We start from the raw sequence: 20,953 nt of genomic DNA, 5'->3' as shown, positions 1-20,953 counted from the left end.
CTCTTTTGATTCACACCGCTGAAAACCTGGACAATTCGCATGGCCGCTGAGACCTCCGAGACGCTCGAACTCGATCTTTCCGAATTGTTCGCCGGCCCCGTCTCCGTCACGGTGCACCAGCAATCGCAGTTTGGTGATGCCCATTTGCACGTGGTCACGATGGGATACACCCGCGAGAATCGCTCGAGTGATGGGCCAACCACGACCAGCCATGTACGCCAATCCGCAGTCGTGTTAGAAGAATCCGCTCTTGATCTGCCTCAATTTGACTTAGCGCCGAAACCCAAAGGGATGGCCGGCAAAATGCTCTCGCTGCTCAGTTCTGCGGGGCTTGGCGGGCTGGGCACGCTGGATTTTGCTGATTCCCCCCAATTCGCCGACCACTATCGCTTGACCGCCTGGGCTGAATCACCGGTGCGGTTGATGTTCACTCGCAAGCTACGTGATTTTCTGATTCAACACCCAGGCTGGAACGTCAAAGGCCAGGGCCGGTACTTGGTCGTTTTCCGTCACAACGAGGTGATTGAGCAAACCGACCAGAACGACTTTGTGCAAACGGCATTGGCGATCGCCGAAAAGATACAACAAGGCGAAGAAACGCTCGACGCTCATCCCGACGTACACCGCGACACACGAATTGAGGATGTCCAGGCGACAGCCGATCGGATGGGCGGTTTGGCAGGCACGTTGCTAAAAAATCAACTGCGTAAATTGGCGGTCACCCGCGATCAATTAGAAACATTCCTCGCTGAATCGCGACCGCGGACCCTGCCGCCGGGAATGAAAACACAAGTGCTCGGCAACACTCTTCCGGTCGTCTTGTTCGGCATCGTCTTCCTGATTGTAGGAATTGCGATCGGCATTACCGCACTTGCGATTGGCGATGCAGAGAACCGACGCGTGGGGGTGGTGATGCTGGTGGTCTTGCCGTTGGTCGGCGGCATCATGCTGTATTTCGCACAGCGATTCCGCTGGCGTAAAGTACGTGTTTGTCGACATGGCGATCTGGTGCAAGGCGTTGTCAAAGATGTCAAACGCACAAGCACCACCGTAAACAATCAACGTCGCCATCATGTCGTGTTCGAGTTTGATCACTTGGGACGCCCCCACACGGCAACCGTCAATGCGTTTGGGATCAGCGTCAAACGAGCCGAAGGCTCTCGTGATCGTGGTGAACCGCTGCGGATCCTAGTCGATCCCAACGACCACTCCCATATTCTCTGTCCCGAACTGCTGATTCTCTGGGATTAAAGTGGAATTGGCTTCCAGCCTGGCCTTCTAGCCGCTCGAAACTATTGGCGAGTTTCGCTACCATCAGTTCGCGAAGAAAGCCTGACACTTGCTAACTGGCTGGAAGCTTACCCCACGGAAGGACGACAATGACCGAAACGGAAATAGTGGACCGAGTGCAGTGTCTTGTTCGCGAGCGGATGGCGGGACAACAGGCCGGACATGATGTCGATCATGTGTTGCGTGTGCTCAAATCGGCCCGTGAAATTCAAGCGGAAGTCGGCGGTAATCGCTTTGTCGTCGAATTGGCGGCACTGCTACATGATCTTGGCGATGCGAAATTTCATGATGGGCACGAGCGAAGTGCCGAATTTGCTCGCGATATTTTGTCGCAGTTGAATGTCGATTACGACACCATCGAGCATGTTGCGAGGATTGTCGATACCATTTCGTTTCGCAAGGCCGCCGATCCCGCCACGCTTTCGCTCGAAGCCAAGGTCGTTCAAGACGCCGATCGACTTGATGCCCTCGGCGCGATCGGAATCGTCAGGACGATCGAGTACGGTGCCGCTATTGGACAACCTTTCTATCTGTCGGATAACGCCGCTGGAAAACGGAAAACAGGGATCGACCATTTTGACGAAAAGCTCTTCAAGCTACATGATTTGCTGAACACCGATGCGGCTCGGCGAATCGCGGGTCAACGCGAGCAGTTCATGCGAACGTTTTTAGATCAATTTCGACACGAATGTGGTGAAACAAAATGAGTCTCAAGAACACCATCGACTGGGGCGATTTCGAACAAGTCGAGATGCGGGCGGGAACGATTGTCGCAGTCTTGGATTTTCCTGAAGCGAGGAAACCCGCTTACAAGGTGACCGTCGACTTTGGTCCTGAAATCGGCGTCAAACGCACAAGTGCTCAAATCACTTCGCTGTACACCAAAGAGGAATTGCTAGGCCGCCAAGTCATCGGCGTGGTCAACTTCCCCGTCAAACAGATTGGACCGTTTCTATCGGAATTTTTGATCGCCGGTTTCTATCGAGACGATGGATCTGTGGTGTTGGCGATCCCCGACAAATCGATCGATAACGGCGCGAAGTTGGCGTGAGCCGCGGGCCGCAAGGCACCGGGTAACGCGTAGACGCCGGCCGCTTACGCGCAAGCGGCTCACTAAATCAACTAGCCGCGAGCCGGATACCGGTGAATTGCCAACGTGCTTCGGGAGGAAAGAAGTTGCGATACGTATCGCGAATATGGTTGCTCGACGTGGCGACACTGCCGCCACGCAACACATATTGATTGCACATGAATTTGCCGTTGTACTCGCCTACCGCGCCAGCGGGCGGGCGATAGCCGGGATAGCCTGCATAACTGCTGCACGTCCATTGCCACGCGGTGCCCATCAACCCGGCCGGCGACCGTGTCGGATGAATGCACTTGTTTTGCTGCATCAGCACATCCGCAAACGGCTCTTGCGTCAGCGACACATTCGGCGACTGCGAAGCGATTCTACACGCGGCTTCCCACTCAAACTCGGTAGGCAACCGCTTGCCTGCCCAGCGAGCGAATGCATCGGCTTCGAAATAACTGACATGGGTGACTGGCCAAGCAGGTTCGACGGGGACTAAGCCTGCGAGCGAGAACTGATGCCAGCGACCATCTTGCTGTACCCAATAAAGCGGGGCATCCCAATCGTTCTGTTGGACAGTTGCCCAACCCATCGACAACCAAAACTCGGGCCGCTGGTAGCCGCCGCTTTCGATGAATTCGAGGTACTCGCCATTGGTCACTAGCGTTGCCGCAATTGACGTCGCATGTAGATGCGTATGATGCCGAGGTGATTCGTTGTCATAAGCAAACCCATCGCCCTCGTGACCGATCATGTGCAATCCCTCAGGCACCTCGATCCAATCCATCTGCTTTGCTTCACCACTCTCATCAAACGGATCGTCGCGATAGGTGGGCCAGATTGGATTACATGACAACATGTGCTTGGCGTCGGTCAACATCAATTCTTGGTGTTGTTGCTCGTGGTTGATCCCAATCCGCAATAACTCGGCTGCCTGAGTCGCAAACTCGTCACACTCCAGACGTTTCGCTAGCTCACGATCGACGTGGTTGCGATAATCCTCGACCTGCTGCATCCCCGGACGCGAGATCAATCCACGACGCGACCGAGGATATTGGCGACCAATCGAGTTGTAATACGAGTTGAACAGGAAATTGAATTCCGGATCAAACTCGCGATAGTCCGGCTGAGTCCGCAGGATGAAGGTTTCAAAAAACCAAGTGGTATGCGCGAGGTGCCACTTCGTGGGACTGGCGTCGTCCATCGACTGAACCGTGCAATCTTCCGCCGCCAACGGCTGAGCAATCTGGTCGGTAAAAGCTCGCGTCGCTAGGTAAGAAGCACGAAGTTGTTCCCCCGACGACAGGGCAGCAGCAGTACTACTCATGTTTTTATTCGATAACGAGGTGCAAGACTGCGAAATAGTTCTTTGGATCGGTCCAAGATTTATGCAGCTGAAATCCATACTGTCTAGCGAACTTCGCAAATCCTGCGACCGTGTATTTGTGCGAGTATTCGGTCAAAATCGCTTCGCCCGCGGCAAACTCAACCGCATGGTCGCCAATCGAAACCACTTGATCTTCGAGACTGACAATGCTGATCTCGATGCGATGATATCGAGAATTATAAATGGCTTGATGCTTGAAGCGACTGCAATCGAAATCGCCACCGAGTTCGCGATTGATCCGGGTCAACAAATTCAAACTGAACGCTGCCGTGACTCCTTCGCGATCATCATAAGCCGCATGTAAAACGTCGGTATCTTTCTGCAGATCAATACCAATCAACAACCCGCCTTGTTGTCCTAACATGGACGCCATTTGTTGCAATAACTTACCGGCTTGCGGTGGCGTAAAATTGCCAATCGTGGACCCTGGAAAGTAAAACGCAACGTGCGACGCCGGCGGCTCACAATCGGGCAATGTAAACGGTTGGGTAAAGTCGGCAACGACGGGCAGGACCTTCAAGTCCGAGTAGGCCAATCGCAGCTGCTCGGCGGTGTTCAGCAAATGTTCTTCCGAGATATCAACCGGCACATAGGCCGCAGGTCGCTCAAGCGCGTCCAGCAGCACTCGCGTTTTTAGACTGCTACCGCTGCCATATTCCACCAACATCACATCGGTATCAATCTGGCGTGAAATCGAAGTCGCATGCTGCTGCATAATCGCCAACTCGGTACGAGTCACATAGTACTCGTCGAGTTCACAGATTTGATCAAACAGATGCGAGCCACGCTCGTCATACAAATATTTGCTAGGTAGCGATTTATTGGGACGTGACAATCCATCGAGCACATCGTCAAGAAAAGTGTCCGCTCGGACCGCAGTGGACTGTACAACGTTGGCTTGGTTCATGTTCGTCAACTCTCGCTCGCGCCGAGACAGCGTTTGAAGGGGCTTGCAAAGAAGTCAATGCAGTGACTTCATGCGGGCACTCTTTCAGGATAGGCCCTCAGGCAAGCAGAGCACAAAGTATGCCAACTGCGGGACCGTCAGCGGAGATACCGGACGAACGGCGGAGATCCCGGGAAATACAGCAAAATTGGTCAACAAATAAATTTCTGATGAATAAATAACGCTGGTCGGCTACCGGTCATCGGACGACTGTTTCGCGACATTAGATGATCGCGTTGACAGTGCCACCGTCCACACGGAGCGCAGCACCGGTGATCGCGGAAGCCTGCTCCGATGCAACAAACACACACATATTCGCGATCTCGTCGACCGTTTCAAAACGCTGGATCAACGAGGTCGGGCGGACTTGCTCAAAGAACTCGGTCTCGACCTGATCTCGCGATTTGTTTCCATCACGTGCCAAGTCATCGACAAATTGCGACACCCCTTCCGATGCCGTCGGCCCAGGCAAAATTGCATTGACAGTGACTCCCGTTGCCGCAACGGTTGCGGCAAGACCACGCGAGATCGAAAGTAGTGCGGTTTTGGTCATCCCGTAATGAATCATCTCCGTGGGGATCGCGATCGCCGACTCGCTCGATAAAAACTGGACACGCCCCCAACCCCGATCAACCATCCCCGGCGTGTAATGACGCGACATCCGAATTGCACTCATCACATTGGTCTGAAAAAAGCGTTCCCAATCCTCATCCGGGATTTCGAAAAACGGCTTCGGTGCGAAGATGCCAAGGTTGTTGATCAAGATGTCAGCCTGAGGCACCTCGGCAACAAAACGTTTGTAACCATCGACCGTAGCAAGATCCGCAGCGACACCACGGATTGAACCGCGGTCCCCCCGATCAAGTTCCTTCAGTTCGCCTTCGAGCTTCTTGATTGCCTCGTCGACTCGTGATTGGCTGCGTCCATTAATGACCACGTCCGCCCCGGCGGCAGCCAATCCCTTTGCGATCGCGTATCCGATTCCTGCAGTCGAGCCTGTCACAACGGCTGTTTTGTTTTCGAATCTAATATGCATCGATTCCAGCTCCTAATGGGTGCCATTAGATGGCATTGTTCATGAACGATCCTGATACCAAAAAACATACGGTAACGCAGAAATATATTGTAGGGTGCACCGCATGACCGGCGCCGCCCCTGACTGTGATGTACCAGGGGGGCATTGCATTTTGGCGGTTGGGCCCTAGGATTCTAGATAGAGAGGTGTGGTAGCCAACGACCCCCACGAGACCTTGGTTTCTTCGGCTACGTTCAACACACACAATCTTCGATCAACCTCTCTTCGCGAGCTGCATGTGTCGCAGGTTTTGATTGATATTTGACTGTGTCCAAAGCAATGGTTCTTTGGATGAGTCGCCGGTGGACTGCCCAACAAAAGGTGGCGGTTGTGTTCGATTTCGTTGCGAAATTAGAGCTTCCCAGTTTCGGGCAAGCAATGGTGGGATTGGGGGTCGTCGCAGTCGTTATCGGCTTGCTGATCATCGCGATCTTTGCCAAGTGGGGCTCGTATTGGGTCCAAGCTTACATGTCGGGTGCCGACATCACGATGAAAAGCTTGATTGTGATGAGTTTCCTACGTGTCGAGCATCGCTTGATCGTTACGGCGAAGGTCATGGCACGGCAAGCTGGTTTGTCGATCGATCGCAAAACTGGGATGAGTACCAATCGATTGCAGGCGCACCACTTGGCGGGCGGCGACGTGATGAATGTGGTGCAGGCTCAAATTGCCGCCCATCGCGCGGGAATTGACTTGGATTTTGATCGTGCAGCGGCAATCGACCTCGCTGGCCGCGACGTGTTGTTGGCCGTGCAAACGAGCGTGTCGCCCAAAGTCATTCACTGTCCTCGTAACGATAGCGGCGGAGCGCATACGTTAAGCGCCGTTGCAAAAAACGGAGTGGAGTTGCGAGTCGGTGCGCGGGTGACCGTGCGAACCAATTTGGAACAACTGATCGGCGGTGCCACCGAAGAAACCATTATCGCTCGCGTGGGCCAAGGCATTATCACCGCAATTGGATCCGCGGAATCGCACATGGATGTCCTGGAGATGCCATCGACCATTTCCAAAGGAGCCATCACCAACGGCTTGGATGCAAACACGGCATTCGCCATCGTTTCCATCGACATCTACGACATCGATGTCGGTGAAAACATCGGCGCTCGATTGCAAAGCGACCAAGCCGATGCTGACACCCGGATCGCTCGCGCGTTAGCCGAGGGGCGTCGCGCCGAAGCGGTCGCGCTCGAGCAGAAGATGAAAGCCAACGTCAGCCGCAACCGAGCCGCGTTCGTCTTGGCCGAAGCGACTGTGCCCGCTGCACTCGCGGATGCCTTTCGCGCGGGCCCACTGCATCGCCTCTCATCCGATTCATCCTCACAACGACCTCGCGGCACCCCGATACTCTTGGCCGATCATTCTACATCACCTCCTCCAGAAACAAATTGACTCTGATGAATCCTATTACTATTGCCACACCCTGCTACGTGCTGATCTCCGATAAAGTACGTATCGGCCCGACGCTGACTCCCACCGAACCGCCGTCATCCTATCAGGTCATTTACGGCTTTTCGGACAAAGCACCGTACGACGCCTTTTGTGCAAACAGCCCGCTTCCGCTGACCCCGTATCCGCTGGTGAAAGGTTACTTGCAAAGCCAGATCGAGATGGAGGGCGACGTTGTTCATTTGGTTGTCGTTGACGCCAGTGGCCCGCAAGACGCTCAGCTGAATGCCGCAACAATGGCAGCGGTTTCCGATGCTCTGAAAACGCAGAGTAGCCAAGTCACAGCCTCGTTTCGGTTGACATTGAACTCCGACAACGAATCCTATGCAGTCAAGCCGCTCGACGAGCCCGCGTTGCTGTAACAAAAATGTGGAATTGGCTTCCAGCTTGTCATCATCGAACGCCTCCGTAGCGAAACTCGCCTAGAGTTTCGGAGTGTTGGGATCGATGCCGAAAGTCTTGGCGACTTTCGCTACAGAAGCCTATCCCACATTGGAACGATTTGTGCACCGCGTGATCGTCTGATGGCTTCAACTTTACTAACTTTAGCGTGGGCAAGCTTGTGACGTTTTGTATTGGTATCCAGGTGCGTGATGGAATCGTGGCACTTGCGGACACCCGCATTACCCGTGGCAGCGAACAGGTCAATAAACAAAAGCTCGCCGAGTTTCAGCACGGGGACGCATCTCTTTTCACGATGACCAGCGGGCTGCGTTCGGTTCGCGACAAGACGCTGATCTACGTCGAAGAAACGCTGCGACAATCTCAAAATTCGGTCGAGCGACTGTACCAATTTGCCAATTTGTTCGGCGAACAACTCAGGCGAGTTCGCAACGAAGACGGTCCCTCTCTTTCCTCCACCGGGCACACTTTCAATCTGCACGCGATCATTGGCGGCTGCTTGCTAGCCGACCAATCGCCGCAATTGTTCTACGTTTATCCAGAAGGCAATTGGGTCGAAGCCGCAATGGATTCTCCCTACTTCATGATCGGACGCACCTATTACGGCAAACCCATCCTGGATCGTCTGTTGAATTACGAAACCCCGCTTCGATCGGCGGTCGCATTGGCACTGCTGGCCTTTGATGCAACGCGAACCAGCGTGACGGACGTCGACTATCCGATCGATGTGGCGGTGATTCCTAGCCATTCACGCCATCCTCAATTCCAACGCTATACCGAATCCGACTTGGCGGAAACGACCCAGTGGTGGTCCGAAGTGCTAACGAACTCGTTGGCATCGATGCCGATGCGCTGGGCCGACTCGTTGCTCGGATTGCCAAGCGGTCAGTGATCTGTAACGATTTCGATCTCGTTACATGAAACCTGCGGAACTTCGATGCGAATCATCTCTCTTCTGCCCAGCGCGACCGAAATTGTCTGCGGCTTGGGGCTTCGCGACCAACTTGTCGGCGTCACGCACGAATGCGACTATCCGGCCGACGTTTCCGAATTGCCCAAAGTTACCCGGACGCTGATTCCGCATGATGCGTCCAGCGGCGAAATCGATTCGCTGGTTCGCGAACGACTCAAGACGGAAAAGGCACTCTATTCATTGGACATGCCAGTCGTGGAACGTCTGCGCCCCGATTTGATTGTTACGCAAGCTTTGTGTGACGTATGTGCGGTGGCGGAAAGCGAAGTGCGATCCGCAGCTTGCTCATTACCAGGCACGCCCCGTGTGATCAATCTCGAGCCCACCTCGTTCGCCGATGTGATGCAGTGCATTCGGCAAGTGGGTGAGGCGGCGGAGTGTCGGCCGCGTGCGGAACGCTACATCGCCGATCTTCAGCAGCGAGTCGATGCCGTGGCCGTCCGGACCGAATCGATTCAGTCGCGCCCCAGCGTGATGCTGCTGGAATGGATCGATCCTCCGTTTTGCGCGGGGCACTGGAGTCCCGAACTGGTCGCGATTGCCGGTGGTCGCGAAGCGATTGGAATCGAGGGCGAGCGTTCGGTGACCACCGCTTGGGAAAAGATCGTCGCGGCGAATCCCGAGGTGTTGATGATCGCGTGCTGCGGTTTTGACATCGAGCGAACAATGCAAGATGTCCCAATTTTAAAATCCTATCCAGGCTGGGAATCGCTCTCGTGCGTGAAAAACGATCGAGTCTACGTCGTCGATGGTTCAGCCTATTTCAGTCGCCCGGGACCACGACTGGTCGACAGCCTCGAGATCCTCGCTCATGCGCTGCATGACTCTGTCCATCCGCTGCCCAGTGGGTTGCCTGCGGCTCGAAAAGTCAGATAGGGTGCTTGTCACGAATATTGGTAGGACATCCTTGTAGCGACGTCCTGCGTTTTGCTCCGATGCCGGACGAAACTTTTGGCGAGCTTCGCTACGTGTGGTTTTGAAAAAGACTCGCTGGACGTCTATCCCCCATGCCTTACGCATGAACACAGGCTGGAAGCCTATCCTGCGGTTAACGTTTGACTTGGTCTTCGAGTGCTTGGCGGCATGCGATGGCAGCATTTTTCCAATCGCCTGCCTTCGCGGTCGCGATCATACTCATGATCGCCTGGTGCGATTCGCCCAGTGTCGCTTGACTCGCTTCGAGCTCTCGGATTTGCTCTTCGATTTTTTGCAACCCTTCGCTACTGCGTTGGTTGCAAACTCGATAGAGCGCAATCGTGACATCGTAACCATGTTCGTCAAGCTTGACGGGTGTATGCGACATCCACCAAGCGGCAGTGACAATCGCAAGCACGATGAAGGCGGCAAATGCAACGATTTTGAGTCTTGAATCCGATGTGGTGTGGGTGGAGTTGCGTGCCATTAAAATTTCTCCCAATCGACGACTTCGTGCTCATCCATACTGGACAATTCGGCCCATAGATACAAATCAACGAAATCGGTGACGAAACGCACCGATCCGTCCCCCATGCAAACGTAGCCGCCACCGAGGTGTTCGGCGAACATTTGCCCGACGTGATAGGTAGGGAAATTGACCGGATGAATAATGGGGCTGCCGGTAATATCGAGCTCGCCACCGGAGGGTCCTGCATGCACCAGTGTCAGCGTCGCGGCGGCGTCGGGGCCATTTTCAGGCGACGAAAACCGCGGGTGAGTGAACGCCCCAGGAATGACGCCGACCCACGTTTTCTCGCTCAGCGCCGAGCTATGTTCGCCAAAGAAAATGGTATTGGACGTGCCATCAAGCACATCGCGAAAACGAGTTTTGGAATTACGAAAAAACGGCCCGTCGGCAACGTTGGCGGCATCGCCATTGATCGGCACAATCTTGGTCGTTGACGTATAGATGTTCGTGAACACTTCGCCGGTCGCGGCCGAACCGCATTCACCCCAACAACTTTCTTGGCCGTGGCTTGCCACGTAATGGCTGCGTCCAAGCTTGATTGGCTGCCCCGCAACGAGTAGTGGATTTCCCGCTTGGTCTTTGACTTCAAATGGTTCATCGCCACCGGTCGCACTCGGACACAAGAACATCGGAATGCTTGCGGATATCGCTTGCCGATTGAACGAAGACCAAACCGGTTGATCATACCGCAGGCTTTCCGCCAACGCGTTGCCTTCGGCGAACGGCAATAGTCCGGCGGCCCATCCCCATCCCGGGCCGGCATCCCATGTGATCGGATCCATCATCACCGACGCCGGAGCCGATCCATCACGCGTTGGATGCGAGACATAACCAGCGGGAAAACGTTGGTAAGCCGAGTGATAATTTTGTGCCGCTAACCCCACTTGCCGCAAATTGTTGCTACATGACATCCGACGTGCCGCTTCACGTGCGGCTTGGACCGCAGGAAGCAGCAAGCCGACCAATACCCCGATGATCGCGATCACCACGAGCAATTCAACCAGCGTGAACCCACCGCAGCGACGACGATCGCGACGATGGATCGTGCATCCAGCGGAAACCGACGTATTGAAAACTGGTTTTTGCTTCACAAAAAAACTCTCTAACTTCAGCATTCGAAACCTCTATCTTCTTTGTCGACGTTTGCAATGAAGCGGGCACGCTAAGTTAGCTTCAACTAACTTTTGTTTGATAAAGAATAGGAACATTCGTTCCTGATCACGACTTGCCGTCCGCAAGCCCAATGTTAGCCTCAACTAACTTCATGGGCAGAGTCTACCGATCCCGACAGGCACAATCAAGGGGATTCAGCGTGAAAACAATTTTGTTAAGATATGGGGCTACCATAAAGGCACATTGCGGGTGGTGTTTACACCACTTAGGGCACACGAAGGGAACCATAACTTGCCATCGAAGACATATCAACGAATTCGATCGGACCACGCCAGCGAGGTTGCCGAGGACTATGTCGAAGCGATCGCCGACGCGATTACCGAGCGAGGCGTTTGCCGTGCCATCGATCTTGTCAAACATTTCGCGGTCACGCACGCCACGGTCAACAATACGATTGGCCGGCTGCAGCGTGATGGCTTTGTCGTGACCGAACCCTACCAACCGATCGAATTGACCGCTGCGGGCAAACGATTGGCGACACAGTCACGCCAACGCCACGAGATCGTGGAAAGTTTTCTGCGGCGAATGGGAGTCAGTGCGGCGACGGCGGCCGCCGACAGTGAGGGAATCGAGCACCATGTCAGCAAAGAAACGCTGGCGGCCATGAAACGCGTGCTGACAAAAGGCTGGCCTAGCGAGCCCTCGTAAGGAAAATGCCTCTTCCCAGCGGGATGACGCGGGGTCCAACGAGCGCGGCCGCGGCTGCTATTTGGTCAAAATCAGCTTGCCTTGGCGGGTTTCTCGCAACCGGTACAGCATCCCTTGATGCTCGATCCAAATCTCATCCCCACAACGGGCAAGATCTTTAAAACGGACGATCTTTGGCGCAATCTGGCTCGTCCAAACACCGTCAGCCACAGAAGTTTTTTTGGGATCGGGCGGCGTCGCCTCGTGTTGATTCGTCATAAGTCTTTAATTTTAGGTCGCTTACGCATTTCCATTTTTTAACTCAGCCATTCTTGCGAAAAAACCTCCGCAACACAATACTTATTGAGACTGATTCGCATTAGCGATTCACATTCGACGACGCAGCAAGCAACCGGAGTCACGCCCCCCACCAGCGAAGACTGCTGAATTAGTACAACATCACCGCGGTTAAGTTAGCCGTTTTGGGCGATAGCGCCGGTTTGATGACGACGAAGCCGTGGCTAGCGCCGCTACGGATTCCTAAATCAGCAGCCACCAAAGTTGGGGCGTCGACACCTTCGCCAGCCACGCTCGGATGCATCTCTTGTGTTCACGCCCGAACATCAAGAGTTTGTTTCCTTTCTCGTAGGCTCTTTGAAGGAGTTGTTTGATGACAACGTTACGCCCTCGGTCCGTTTACTCGCACGCTACCGAAAATGCAAATTCACCGCGTCACACACGACGTGGCTTCACTTTGGTTGAGTTGTTGGTGGTCATTGCGATCATCGGCATATTAGTCGGACTACTGTTGCCCGCAGTACAAGCCGCCCGCGAGGCGGCTCGCAAGATGTCTTGCACCAACAACATGCGCCAGATCGTGCTGGCGGCGCACAACTACCATGGCACGTTTGGCCAATTCCCGGCCGGCAGCATCCAGAGCAACTTTATCAGTCCCTTTGTCTCGGTGCTGCCGCATCTCGAGGAATCGAACAACTACCAGCAATGGGATTTCTCGAAAAGCTATAGCGATCCCTACAACGAACAAGTGTCGTCACAAAAGATCGCCAGCTATCTGTGCCCGTCGATGATCCTCAATCGTGACGCCCCCGATACTCGCATCGGAACCAACGGCCGTCCCGTCGAAACCGGCGGCCCTGCCAGCTATCTGTGGTGTGAAGGGACCGATGACTACATGGCAAAGGGTGATGGGCTGTTCGGATTGCATTGGCCTTCGTACGGATTTCAAAACCCGCCAAATCGATTCCGCGATTGCTTGGACGGAACCTCGTCGACCATCGCACTGGGCGAAACCGTCTACAACTACAACGATTATGTCTGGAGCGGCAGCACGATGCCGAGCGACATGGTCGGAACGGTCAAATGGGGCACCGCACGCTGGGTCGTCGGTTATCCCAAAATTGCTCTGGGGACAACGCTGTATCCGCTAAATGTCCACACCGCAGCCAACATCGGCGGTTTTGCAAGTCAACACGTTGGCGGGGCCCATTTCGTCTATGCCGATGGCAGTACACGATTCATCACCGATTCGATCGATTACGAAATCTACAATGCGTTAGCAAGCAAGAACGGTCACGAGGTGATTGCTGGAGGCGAGCAATGAGCCGGCGACTACCACTTGCCCGCCGGGTCGCCTGTACCGTGGCGGCCGCGATGTTGATCGCGACCGGTTGCAGCGACCAGGGCTCCGAGCGAATCGCGATCCAAGGAACCGTGCAGGTCGAGGGAACACCAATCGAGCATGCGACGTTGATTTTGATGCCAGCATCACAAGCGGGACCTCCCGTGACGACGCGAATCGAAGCGGGACGTTTCGCTTTTACTCGACAAACGGGTCCTCACGCTGGAGAATACATCGTCCGCGTGAACCCCGACGAAGCATCGATCGAATCGATCATCGAGGTTGCTGAGCAGAATCCACGCCAAGCGGCACGCGAATTTGGGGTACAACGCTCAAAAGGCTTGTCACATAAGCCGTCGTCCGACACGACTAAGCGAATCAAGATCACGCCGCAGCAGAAAAGTCCGCTGCGAATCGACCTGTAGTAAAACCGTGGGATTGGCTTCCAGCCTGCCTTTCTCCGTTCCACTTTTACACGACGCAAAATCCTCTCTTGAAAACATCAAAATGAAATCACACTATCTCCCCTCCATCGCCTGCCTGTTTGCCTTGCTTACTCTGCTTGGGGCTACCCCAGTTCACGCACACTTTCCTTGGCTTGCGTTGGACGACGAAGGAAAACCGATCTTGTTCTTTGGCGAAGGGCTGAATGATCGTACTTACCATTTGCCTGAATCGATGACGCACTTCGAGCTAAAGCATGCGCGCGGCGACGACGAATCGGAATCTCTGCAATTGCAACCCGTTTCAACTGACGATTTGGTCGGGTTGCAGGCCGCAGAGGCCGTCGAGCCAACCGGATGTATCTTCGGCACGCAAACGTACGGCATCTACCACGGTTCGAAATTGGTATATTACGTCCAGCATTTCCCCAGCACGAATCCAGCGACTTGGACGACACCTGCGACGGAAGGCAACTCAGGCGGCAACCAGCTTCGTGCCAAAATCACGGCGACGGACGAGGGAATCCGCGTATTGGTCGTTTGGCAGGAAAAACCGCTGCCGAACGCCGAAGTCAAACTGTTTTGTGACGAAGGTCATGAGGAAGGATCAGCAAAAACGAACGACGACGGAGTGGTGACGTTCACAAGCAAGCAAGTCGAACCAGGCCTGAACGCGATCATGGTTGGCTTCACGGACGACGATGCTTCGGGTACGTTCAAAGATGAGTCCTTTCAAGCGACCAGCAACTATCTGACCGCCACGTTTCCTCGGCCGCAAGTCGATGTGGACGCAAACCGCAACAACTCGGCCCACGTCAGCGAATCGAAAATGACGAAATCAAATGAATCGTCGGTAACCGTCAAAGCCTCGTCACTTCCGGATCTACCGCTCAAGCTGACCAGTTTCGGGGGTGCGGTCGCAAACGGAACGCTGTTTGTCTACGGCGGTCACATTGGGGATGCACACTCCTACTCCACCGCCGAGCAGTCCAATGCATTTTGGTCGCTCGAACTGCCCAATGGAAAGTCTTGGAACTCGTTGCCCTCGGGACCGAAACTGCAAGGCTTGGCGATGGTCGGCCACGGAAATTCGGTGGTGCGAATCGGCGGCTTTACTGCACGGAACGCCGAAGGCGAAACGCACGATTTGCAATCGCAAGCAACTGTCAGCCGTTATGACATTGCGTCTAAACAGTGGAAGGACGACACCCCGCTTCCTGAACCACGATCGTCGCACGCCGCTGCGGTGATCGGCGATCAAGTCTATGTCGTCGGTGGTTGGGCGATGTCGGGCGAAAATGAAACCAAGTGGCATAACACCGCTTGGACCGCCGACTTGAGCCAGCAACCACTACAGTGGAAAGCGATCGCAGCGCCACCGTTTGAGCGACGTGCGTTGTCAGTCGCTGCACACGACGGACGGATCTATGTCGTGGGCGGCATGGATCAGGAAGACGGCCCCAGCACCGAGGTCGATGTTTTTGATCCGAAATCGAACCAGTGGTCCAAGGGGGCTTCGCTAATCGGTGAAGCGATGACCGGTTTTGGATGTTGGGCTCAATCCCATGCCGGACATCTGTATGTCAGCACCGTCAATGGCACAATCCAGCGACTGACCGCGGAGGGTGACGATTGGGAGATCGTAGGCAGCTATGATCCCGGACGTTTCTTTCACTGCATGTTGCCACTTGATCCCACATCGATGCTGATGGTGGGAGGTGCCAACATGTCGATCGGACGCTTCACGAATCTCGAGATCGTCGAAATCAAGTAGCGACGAACGAAGCACCGAGTTGCCACAGGGTAGCGTCGCCCCGCCGCATGACGGGGCAGTTTTCCCCGGCAAATCCTAACCCGACAAATCCTAACCCGACGCGTCAGCGAGGGACCGAGTCAAGATAAAGATTCCCCCCGCGAACGCTTCGAGTGATGACGAATGGGGAAGTCGGAAACCACGCACCTTGGGATCGAAATCTTTACTGTCGTCGTCACGGAATCTCGCGAAAAACGCGTCCAAACGAAAACAAACGACATTGTGCTAGCAAAGCATTGACGTCGCCGCGTCAGCTGTTAGATTCTTAAGCGTTCGTGGTGACTTGCGGTGTTTCTACACTCGCGAGTGAACAGGGAACTCCGGTGAAATTCCGGGATGGTCCAGCCGCTGTGAACTGCCCTCGGATGCGTAAATCAAAAGCATCCAAACCGAAACTCTTTCATTAAAACACGCCATTGCTCGGGAAACCTGTGAGACAGGAAATCGGGGCGAGAAGGCTGCGAGAACTCGGTCGGCAGTGAGTCAGAAGACCTACCACGAAATAGACGATTTTGGGCCCTCTTGGATTGGGGTGATCGTTGCGATGTGATTCGACGGGACGTCTGCCGAAAGCCGATTGGCTGCTCTGGCAAATTGCTTTTCTGTGAATCGCCTCGATTTGTTTTTCATTGTTCGCAGAGCTTCTGCTCGATCACTGCCGTCGCCGTTTCGCCAAGCTAACTGAACGTCCATGCAGAAATGGTTTTCAGTATGTGCTGAGAGTACGCGCGAACCCATTGGGCCAACCCCGCCACGGTATTTGCAATCCGTCGCTGGCCAAAGATCGAACCGAGCTAGCACCGCAGACTTAGGATGACCATGTCTAAGACGACTTCGGCACAGGCAAGCCCCACCACCACCGTATTGAAAGTCCGCAAACGCGATGGTCGCGAAGTCGACATGGATCGCGGTCGCATCGAATCGGCAATCGAAAAAGCGTTTCGCGCGGAATTGAACCTCGCCGAAGGCCAACCGCTTGCCTCACAAATCGAGCAAGACGTGCTGGCGATCATCGACCAAGTCTACGACTTCGCCTCGGGGGATGCGGCGTCGGGCTGCCTGAGTGTCGAACAGATCCAGGACGTGGTCGAAATTGGATTGATGCAGCGAGAGCATTTTCGAGTCGCGCGTCGTTACATCCTGTACCGAACCGAACACGCACGACTGCGAGCGGTCCGTCACGTCGACTCGGGACTTGACGAATTGTCGATCGACAACAGCAGTTCCGTCCCGCAGTTGCGACTGCAGATTGAACCGGGGGTGTATGTCGCATTTTCCGAAGCCAAGTTAAAAGCATTTCTCGAATCGATTCCCGAGTCGACGCTACCGAACATCGAGACCAGCGAGATCGTCGCCGAAGTCATTCGCGGATCATTCGACGGAATGACCCCCGAAGACATCGCCCGCGCCCTCGTGCTTTCGGCTCGCAGTCGTATCGAGCGAAGCATGGACTACGACCGCTTTGCTGCGGCAATGCAGCTGGCCATCGTATATCGCCAAACGCTCGGATTGACACAAATTGACGAGGACTTTGCGGACACTTATCGCGATCGTTTTGAACACTACGTGATCGAAGGGATTCGCTGTGGTCGATTGTCCGAACAGCTGCGTAGTTTCGATCTTTCCAGAATCGCCGACGCCTTGCTCCCCGAACGAGACAAGTTGTTTCGCTATTTGGGCGTCCAGACGATTTACGACCGCTACCTGCTGCATGTCGATGGCCGCCGCATCGAAACCCCGCAATACTTTTGGATGCGAGTCGCGATGGGGTTAGCACTTCGTGAAGATGAAGACCAGCGAACCGACCGTGCAATCGAGTTCTATCAACTGCTGTCGTCGTTCCGGTTCACCAGTGCGACGCCGACCTTGTTCAACTCGGGAACTCAGCATCCGCAATTGAGCAGCTGCTATTTGACCACGGTGCAAGACGATTTGGCTCACATTTTCAAAAGCATTGGCGACAACGCGATGCTTTCCAAATGGGCGGGCGGGCTAGGCAACGATTGGACGAGCGTCCGTGCCACTGGATCATTGATCAAAGGAACCAACGGGACAAGCCAAGGGGTGATTCCGTTTCTAAAGATCGTCAACGACGCGGCGGTGGCGGTGAACCAAGGCGGCAAACGAAAGGGAGCCGTATGTGCGTATCTGGAACCGTGGCATCTTGATTTCGAAGAGTTCTTGGACCTGAGAAAGAATACCGGCGACGATCGGCGGCGGACGCACGACATGCATACCGCCGCGTGGATCCCCGATCTATTCATGCAGCGGGTTCGCGAAAATGGAACATGGACGCTGTTTAGCCCCGACGAAGCAAGCGATTTGCACGACACCTACGGGCGTCGTTTCCGCGAGCGGTACGAGCGCTACGAGCAACTCGCCGCTGCGGGGAAAATTAAACAACACCGCCAAGTTTCGGCAACCGAACTGTGGCGAAAACTGCTCACTCGCACATTTGAAACCGGCCACCCATGGGTGACGTTCAAAGACCCGTCGAACATCCGCAGCCCGCAGGACCACGCGGGCGTCGTCCACAGCAGTAACCTGTGCACCGAAATCTTGCTGAACACCAGCGAAGACGAAACCGCTGTCTGCAATTTGGGCAGCGTCAATCTGGCGGCCCATATCGTCGACGGTCGCCTGGATCACGATTTGTTAAAGGCGACGATCACCACCGCGATGCGGATGCTAGACAACGTGATCGACATCAATTTCTATCCCACCGTCGAAGCACGCAACGCCAATCTTCGCCATCGTCCCGTGGGTCTGGGGTTAATGGGATACCAAGACGCACTGCATCGCTTGCAGATTGCCGTGGCCAGTGACGAAGCGGTCGAGTTCGCTGATCGCAGCATGGAAGCGATCAGCTACTATGCTCTGTTGGCATCGAGCCAATTGGCGGCCGAGCGAGGCCGCTACGAATCGTACAACGGATCCAAATGGGATCGCGGCTTGTTACCGATCGATACGATTGAACTACTGCAACAAGAACGCGACACGCCGGTCGACGTTGACCGATCGACAACAATGGATTGGCAAGTAGTGCGAGACGCGATTGCCACCCATGGGATGCGAAACAGCAACTGCTTGGCGATCGCGCCGACCGCGACGATCTCGACCATCATCGGGGTGACTCAGTCGATCGAACCGACTTACAAATTGCTGTACGCCAAGAGCAATTTGTCGGGTGAGTTCACTCAGATCAACGAACCGCTTGTCGACGTATTGAGCGAACATGGATTGTGGGACGCACAAATGCTCGATTCACTAAAATACCACGATGGATCCTTGGCAGACATTCAGCGTATCCCCGAATCGCTCAAGCGATTGTTTGCCACTGCGATGGAGATCGAACCGAAATGGTTGATCGAAGCTGCCTCGCGACGCCAAAAATGGATCGACCAAGGGCAATCGCTGAACTTGTACTTGGCCAAACCGAGCGGGAAATCGATTGATGCGATGTACCACCTGGCATGGCAACGCGGGTTAAAAACGACGTACTACTTGCGTTCGCTAGCGGCCACCCAAGTTGAAAAGTCCACGGTCGATGTGAACCGGCACGGTATTCAGCCGCGGTGGATGAAATCACAGAGTCAATCGGGGCAAATCCGTGTCGATCGAATGCCCACCGCCGCTGCTTCGGCTTGCTCGATCGACGATCCTGATTGCGAGGCGTGTCAATAGTCACGACCCGAACGAATTCGACGCAATGCTGTTTTACGTCAATTGGCTTGAACGTGGTTTTCGTGTCGTTCACACCCCGGGCATCGCACGTGCGTTTGTTCGGGTCGAGAACAATGGCGACCTCTTTACGCTGACGGATCTAGGCGGATTCGATTTGCCGCAGCGGAACGGGCCATTCCAAGCAACGCACTTTAACAAACACGATGAAGTGATCGAAGGTCCGATCACTTGTAACACCCGTCTTGGCTTAGCCGCTTGGCTTCGCACTCGATCCACCATTCCCATTCCTACCGACCCGAGGATGTAGGCCATGAACGCACCCCAGAACACCAAACTTCAAGCCGATCGTTTTGCCGCTAACGAAAAACGTTTGATCAACTGCAGCCAGGTGGACGTCAACCAATTGATGCCACTGAAATACAATTGGGCGTGGGAACACTACCAAAACGGATGCGCCAACCACTGGATGCCGACCGAAGTGCCGATGACCAAGGACATCGAAACATGGCGTAGCGACCGATTGAGTGATGCCGAACGCCGCGTGATCATGCGAAACCTCGGATTCTTTTCGACCGCCGAAAGCCTGGTTGGCAACAACCTCGTACTCGCGATTTTTAAACACGTTACCAATGCGGAATGTCGTCAATACCTGTTGCGACAAGCGTTCGAAGAAGCCGTGCATTCGCACACGTTCTTGTACGTCGTCGATAGTCTAGGGCTGGACGAAGGCGAAGTGTTTAACATGTATCACGAAGTCCCCTCGATCGCTCGCAAGGATGCGTTTGAAACCGAGTTGACCGCCGAAGTGCTCGATCCGCACTTCACCACGTCCACGGACGATGGAGCTCAAGCGTTCCTGAAAAACTTGATCGGCTATTATTTGATCATGGAAGGGGTGTTCTTTTACACCGGCTTTGTGATGATGTTGTCGTTTCATCGCCGCAATCTGATGACTGGAATCGGAGAGCAGTTCCAATACATCTTGCGAGACGAAACGATTCACCTGAATTTTGGGATTGATTTGATCAACGGCATCAAGGCCGAGAATCCTCATTTGTGGACCGAAGCATTTCAAAACGCGATGATCGACCGCGTCAAGCAAGCGGTCGAATTGGAGCTCGATTATGCACGCGATTGTTTGCCGACCGGGATTTTGGGACTTAATCACGACCTGTTCCGCGACTACGTTCAATACATTGCCGACCGGCGACTCGAGCGAATCGGGTTGCCAATGCAGTATGGATCGTCCAATCCATTTCCCTGGATGAGCGAGACGATGGACTTGGCGAAAGAGAAAAACTTTTTCGAAACTCGCGTGACCGAGTACCAATCCGCCGGCAGTCTCAGCTGGGATTGACCCGCTTACGTCATGACGCTTGGCAACGCCGCGGGGACGTGCGATTAATAAGTTGCGCAATTTGCAGTCTTAGGCCGGAGGCCGACACGCCCCATGCCGGTGGCGTAAGCCTGGACTGCTAAAACGTTGGTATTGTCTTGATTTTTGGTTGCGCAGCTTTTCTGCCACCTCTCCAACTTCGT

Annotated in this window: 21 protein-coding genes and 1 riboswitch; of the genes, 14 read left to right on the top strand and 7 right to left on the bottom strand. The window is 54.5% G+C overall.

All coding sequences use genetic code 11. The features are described 5' to 3' along the window. The first annotated feature begins 39 nt into the window (after window positions 1–39). From ABD971_RS35215 to ABD971_RS35205, 3 genes are all read left to right on the top strand, one after another. Complete coding sequence (locus ABD971_RS35215; protein WP_345328424.1) at window positions 40–1,251, top strand: hypothetical protein; 1,212 nt, start codon at window positions 40–42, stop codon at window positions 1,249–1,251. Window positions 1,252–1,379: 128 nt separating this feature from the next. After that, window positions 1,380–1,997: an HD domain-containing protein gene (locus tag ABD971_RS35210; RefSeq protein WP_345328423.1), complete on the top strand. Its 618-nt coding sequence runs from the start codon at window positions 1,380–1,382 to the stop codon at window positions 1,995–1,997. Continuing rightward, complete coding sequence (locus tag ABD971_RS35205) at window positions 1,994–2,341, top strand: tRNA-binding protein (protein ID WP_345328422.1); 348 nt, start codon at window positions 1,994–1,996, stop codon at window positions 2,339–2,341. Before ABD971_RS35210 ends, ABD971_RS35205 begins: the two co-directional genes overlap by 4 nt. A gap of 67 nt (window positions 2,342–2,408) precedes the next feature. Here the strand turns inward: ABD971_RS35205 and egtB are convergent, their stop codons facing one another. The 3 genes from egtB to ABD971_RS35190 all read right to left on the bottom strand — a co-directional run bounded on the left by egtB (window position 2,409) and on the right by ABD971_RS35190 (window position 5,731). Next, the gene (gene egtB, locus ABD971_RS35200) at window positions 2,409–3,689 is read right to left on the bottom strand and encodes an ergothioneine biosynthesis protein EgtB (RefSeq protein ID WP_345328421.1); all 1,281 of its coding nucleotides are present in this window, start codon (window positions 3,687–3,689) and stop codon (window positions 2,409–2,411) included. Window positions 3,690–3,693: 4 nt separating this feature from the next. Further along, window positions 3,694–4,656: an L-histidine N(alpha)-methyltransferase gene (gene egtD / locus ABD971_RS35195; protein ID WP_345328420.1), complete on the bottom strand. Its 963-nt coding sequence runs from the start codon at window positions 4,654–4,656 to the stop codon at window positions 3,694–3,696. A gap of 262 nt (window positions 4,657–4,918) precedes the next feature. Continuing rightward, window positions 4,919–5,731 (bottom strand): SDR family NAD(P)-dependent oxidoreductase, encoded by an 813-nt coding sequence (locus ABD971_RS35190; RefSeq protein WP_345328419.1) that lies wholly within the window; start codon window positions 5,729–5,731, stop codon window positions 4,919–4,921. Between the two features lie 417 nt (window positions 5,732–6,148). Between ABD971_RS35190 and floA the strand changes: the two genes are divergently transcribed. The 4 genes from floA (at window position 6,149) to ABD971_RS35170 (ending at window position 9,467) form a co-directional block, all read left to right on the top strand. Further along, complete coding sequence (floA, locus tag ABD971_RS35185; RefSeq protein ID WP_345328528.1) at window positions 6,149–7,159, top strand: flotillin-like protein FloA; 1,011 nt, start codon at window positions 6,149–6,151, stop codon at window positions 7,157–7,159. A gap of 5 nt (window positions 7,160–7,164) precedes the next feature. Next, window positions 7,165–7,578, top strand: a complete 414-nt coding sequence (locus ABD971_RS35180) for a hypothetical protein (RefSeq protein ID WP_339941726.1) — start codon at window positions 7,165–7,167, stop codon at window positions 7,576–7,578. 188 nt (window positions 7,579–7,766) lie between these two features. Next, entirely contained in the window at window positions 7,767–8,510 is a 744-nt protein-coding gene (locus tag ABD971_RS35175) for a proteasome-type protease (RefSeq protein WP_345328417.1), read from the top strand. Window positions 8,511–8,555: 45 nt separating this feature from the next. Beyond that, window positions 8,556–9,467, top strand: a complete 912-nt coding sequence (locus ABD971_RS35170; RefSeq protein ID WP_345328416.1) for a cobalamin-binding protein — start codon at window positions 8,556–8,558, stop codon at window positions 9,465–9,467. 172 nt (window positions 9,468–9,639) lie between these two features. Here the strand turns inward: ABD971_RS35170 and ABD971_RS35165 are convergent, their stop codons facing one another. Both ABD971_RS35165 and ABD971_RS35160 read right to left on the bottom strand, forming a co-directional pair. Then, the gene (locus ABD971_RS35165; protein WP_345328415.1) at window positions 9,640–9,993 is read right to left on the bottom strand and encodes a hypothetical protein; all 354 of its coding nucleotides are present in this window, start codon (window positions 9,991–9,993) and stop codon (window positions 9,640–9,642) included. Beyond that, window positions 9,993–11,078: a DUF1559 family PulG-like putative transporter gene (locus ABD971_RS35160; RefSeq protein ID WP_345328527.1), complete on the bottom strand. Its 1,086-nt coding sequence runs from the start codon at window positions 11,076–11,078 to the stop codon at window positions 9,993–9,995. The genes ABD971_RS35165 and ABD971_RS35160 overlap by 1 nt, the downstream gene beginning before the upstream one ends. A gap of 361 nt (window positions 11,079–11,439) precedes the next feature. Between ABD971_RS35160 and mntR the strand changes: the two genes are divergently transcribed. Then, window positions 11,440–11,856: a manganese-binding transcriptional regulator MntR gene (gene mntR, locus ABD971_RS35155; protein ID WP_339941719.1), complete on the top strand. Its 417-nt coding sequence runs from the start codon at window positions 11,440–11,442 to the stop codon at window positions 11,854–11,856. Between the two features lie 57 nt (window positions 11,857–11,913). On the opposite strand, the gene hemP is transcribed toward mntR, so the two are convergent. Together hemP and ABD971_RS35145 are read right to left on the bottom strand one after the other, a co-directional pair. Continuing rightward, window positions 11,914–12,114 (bottom strand): hemin uptake protein HemP, encoded by a 201-nt coding sequence (gene hemP, locus ABD971_RS35150; protein WP_339941718.1) that lies wholly within the window; start codon window positions 12,112–12,114, stop codon window positions 11,914–11,916. Window positions 12,115–12,283: 169 nt separating this feature from the next. Continuing rightward, complete coding sequence (locus tag ABD971_RS35145) at window positions 12,284–12,436, bottom strand: hypothetical protein (protein ID WP_345328414.1); 153 nt, start codon at window positions 12,434–12,436, stop codon at window positions 12,284–12,286. 69 nt (window positions 12,437–12,505) lie between these two features. Between ABD971_RS35145 and ABD971_RS35140 the strand changes: the two genes are divergently transcribed. The 6 genes from ABD971_RS35140 (at window position 12,506) to ABD971_RS35115 (ending at window position 20,771) form a co-directional block, all read left to right on the top strand. Beyond that, on the top strand, window positions 12,506–13,456 hold the full coding sequence (locus ABD971_RS35140; protein ID WP_345328413.1) for a DUF1559 family PulG-like putative transporter: 951 nt from the start codon (window positions 12,506–12,508) through the stop codon (window positions 13,454–13,456). Next, window positions 13,453–13,899: a hypothetical protein gene (locus tag ABD971_RS35135; protein ID WP_345328412.1), complete on the top strand. Its 447-nt coding sequence runs from the start codon at window positions 13,453–13,455 to the stop codon at window positions 13,897–13,899. The genes ABD971_RS35140 and ABD971_RS35135 overlap by 4 nt, the downstream gene beginning before the upstream one ends. An 82-nt stretch (window positions 13,900–13,981) precedes the next feature. Continuing rightward, window positions 13,982–15,691 (top strand): Kelch repeat-containing protein, encoded by a 1,710-nt coding sequence (locus tag ABD971_RS35130; RefSeq protein ID WP_345328411.1) that lies wholly within the window; start codon window positions 13,982–13,984, stop codon window positions 15,689–15,691. A 298-nt stretch (window positions 15,692–15,989) separates the two neighbouring features. Continuing rightward, window positions 15,990–16,244, top strand: a riboswitch (cobalamin riboswitch). A 305-nt stretch (window positions 16,245–16,549) separates the two neighbouring features. Further along, window positions 16,550–19,414, top strand: a complete 2,865-nt coding sequence (locus ABD971_RS35125; RefSeq protein ID WP_345328410.1) for a ribonucleoside-diphosphate reductase subunit alpha — start codon at window positions 16,550–16,552, stop codon at window positions 19,412–19,414. A gap of 25 nt (window positions 19,415–19,439) precedes the next feature. Beyond that, the gene (locus tag ABD971_RS35120; RefSeq protein ID WP_345328409.1) at window positions 19,440–19,721 is read left to right on the top strand and encodes a hypothetical protein; all 282 of its coding nucleotides are present in this window, start codon (window positions 19,440–19,442) and stop codon (window positions 19,719–19,721) included. A gap of 3 nt (window positions 19,722–19,724) precedes the next feature. Further along, a complete protein-coding gene (locus tag ABD971_RS35115; protein ID WP_339941704.1) occupies window positions 19,725–20,771 on the top strand; it encodes a ribonucleotide-diphosphate reductase subunit beta in 1,047 nt (348 codons plus the stop codon). Window positions 20,772–20,953: the final 182 nt, after the last annotated feature.

The sequence above is a fragment of the Novipirellula rosea genome, from assembly GCF_039541335.1.
In the GTDB taxonomy this organism is placed as follows: domain Bacteria; phylum Planctomycetota; class Planctomycetia; order Pirellulales; family Pirellulaceae; genus Novipirellula; species Novipirellula rosea.
This window is presented reverse-complemented; position numbering and strand designations above follow the sequence as displayed.

Bases quoted from the DNA above. Each gene is read 5' to 3' on its own strand.
- ABD971_RS35215 (WP_345328424.1), top strand. From the start codon at position 40: ATGGCCGCTGAGACCTCCGAGACGCTCGAACTCGATCTTTCCGAATTG.
- ABD971_RS35210 (WP_345328423.1), top strand. From the start codon at position 1,380: ATGACCGAAACGGAAATAGTGGACCGAGTGCAGTGTCTTGTTCGCGAG.
- ABD971_RS35205 (WP_345328422.1), top strand. From the start codon at position 1,994: ATGAGTCTCAAGAACACCATCGACTGGGGCGATTTCGAACAAGTCGAG.
- egtB (WP_345328421.1), bottom strand. From the start codon at position 3,689: ATGAGTAGTACTGCTGCTGCCCTGTCGTCGGGGGAACAACTTCGTGCT.
- egtD (WP_345328420.1), bottom strand. From the start codon at position 4,656: ATGAACCAAGCCAACGTTGTACAGTCCACTGCGGTCCGAGCGGACACT.
- ABD971_RS35190 (WP_345328419.1), bottom strand. From the start codon at position 5,731: ATGCATATTAGATTCGAAAACAAAACAGCCGTTGTGACAGGCTCGACT.
- floA (WP_345328528.1), top strand. From the start codon at position 6,149: ATGGTGGGATTGGGGGTCGTCGCAGTCGTTATCGGCTTGCTGATCATC.
- ABD971_RS35180 (WP_339941726.1), top strand. From the start codon at position 7,165: ATGAATCCTATTACTATTGCCACACCCTGCTACGTGCTGATCTCCGAT.
- ABD971_RS35170 (WP_345328416.1), top strand. From the start codon at position 8,556: ATGCGAATCATCTCTCTTCTGCCCAGCGCGACCGAAATTGTCTGCGGC.
- ABD971_RS35165 (WP_345328415.1), bottom strand. From the start codon at position 9,993: ATGGCACGCAACTCCACCCACACCACATCGGATTCAAGACTCAAAATC.
- hemP (WP_339941718.1), bottom strand. From the start codon at position 12,114: ATGACGAATCAACACGAGGCGACGCCGCCCGATCCCAAAAAAACTTCT.
- ABD971_RS35145 (WP_345328414.1), bottom strand. From the start codon at position 12,436: ATGCATCCGAGCGTGGCTGGCGAAGGTGTCGACGCCCCAACTTTGGTG.
- ABD971_RS35140 (WP_345328413.1), top strand. From the start codon at position 12,506: ATGACAACGTTACGCCCTCGGTCCGTTTACTCGCACGCTACCGAAAAT.
- ABD971_RS35135 (WP_345328412.1), top strand. From the start codon at position 13,453: ATGAGCCGGCGACTACCACTTGCCCGCCGGGTCGCCTGTACCGTGGCG.
- ABD971_RS35130 (WP_345328411.1), top strand. From the start codon at position 13,982: ATGAAATCACACTATCTCCCCTCCATCGCCTGCCTGTTTGCCTTGCTT.
- ABD971_RS35125 (WP_345328410.1), top strand. From the start codon at position 16,550: ATGTCTAAGACGACTTCGGCACAGGCAAGCCCCACCACCACCGTATTG.
- ABD971_RS35120 (WP_345328409.1), top strand. From the start codon at position 19,440: ATGCTGTTTTACGTCAATTGGCTTGAACGTGGTTTTCGTGTCGTTCAC.
- ABD971_RS35115 (WP_339941704.1), top strand. From the start codon at position 19,725: ATGAACGCACCCCAGAACACCAAACTTCAAGCCGATCGTTTTGCCGCT.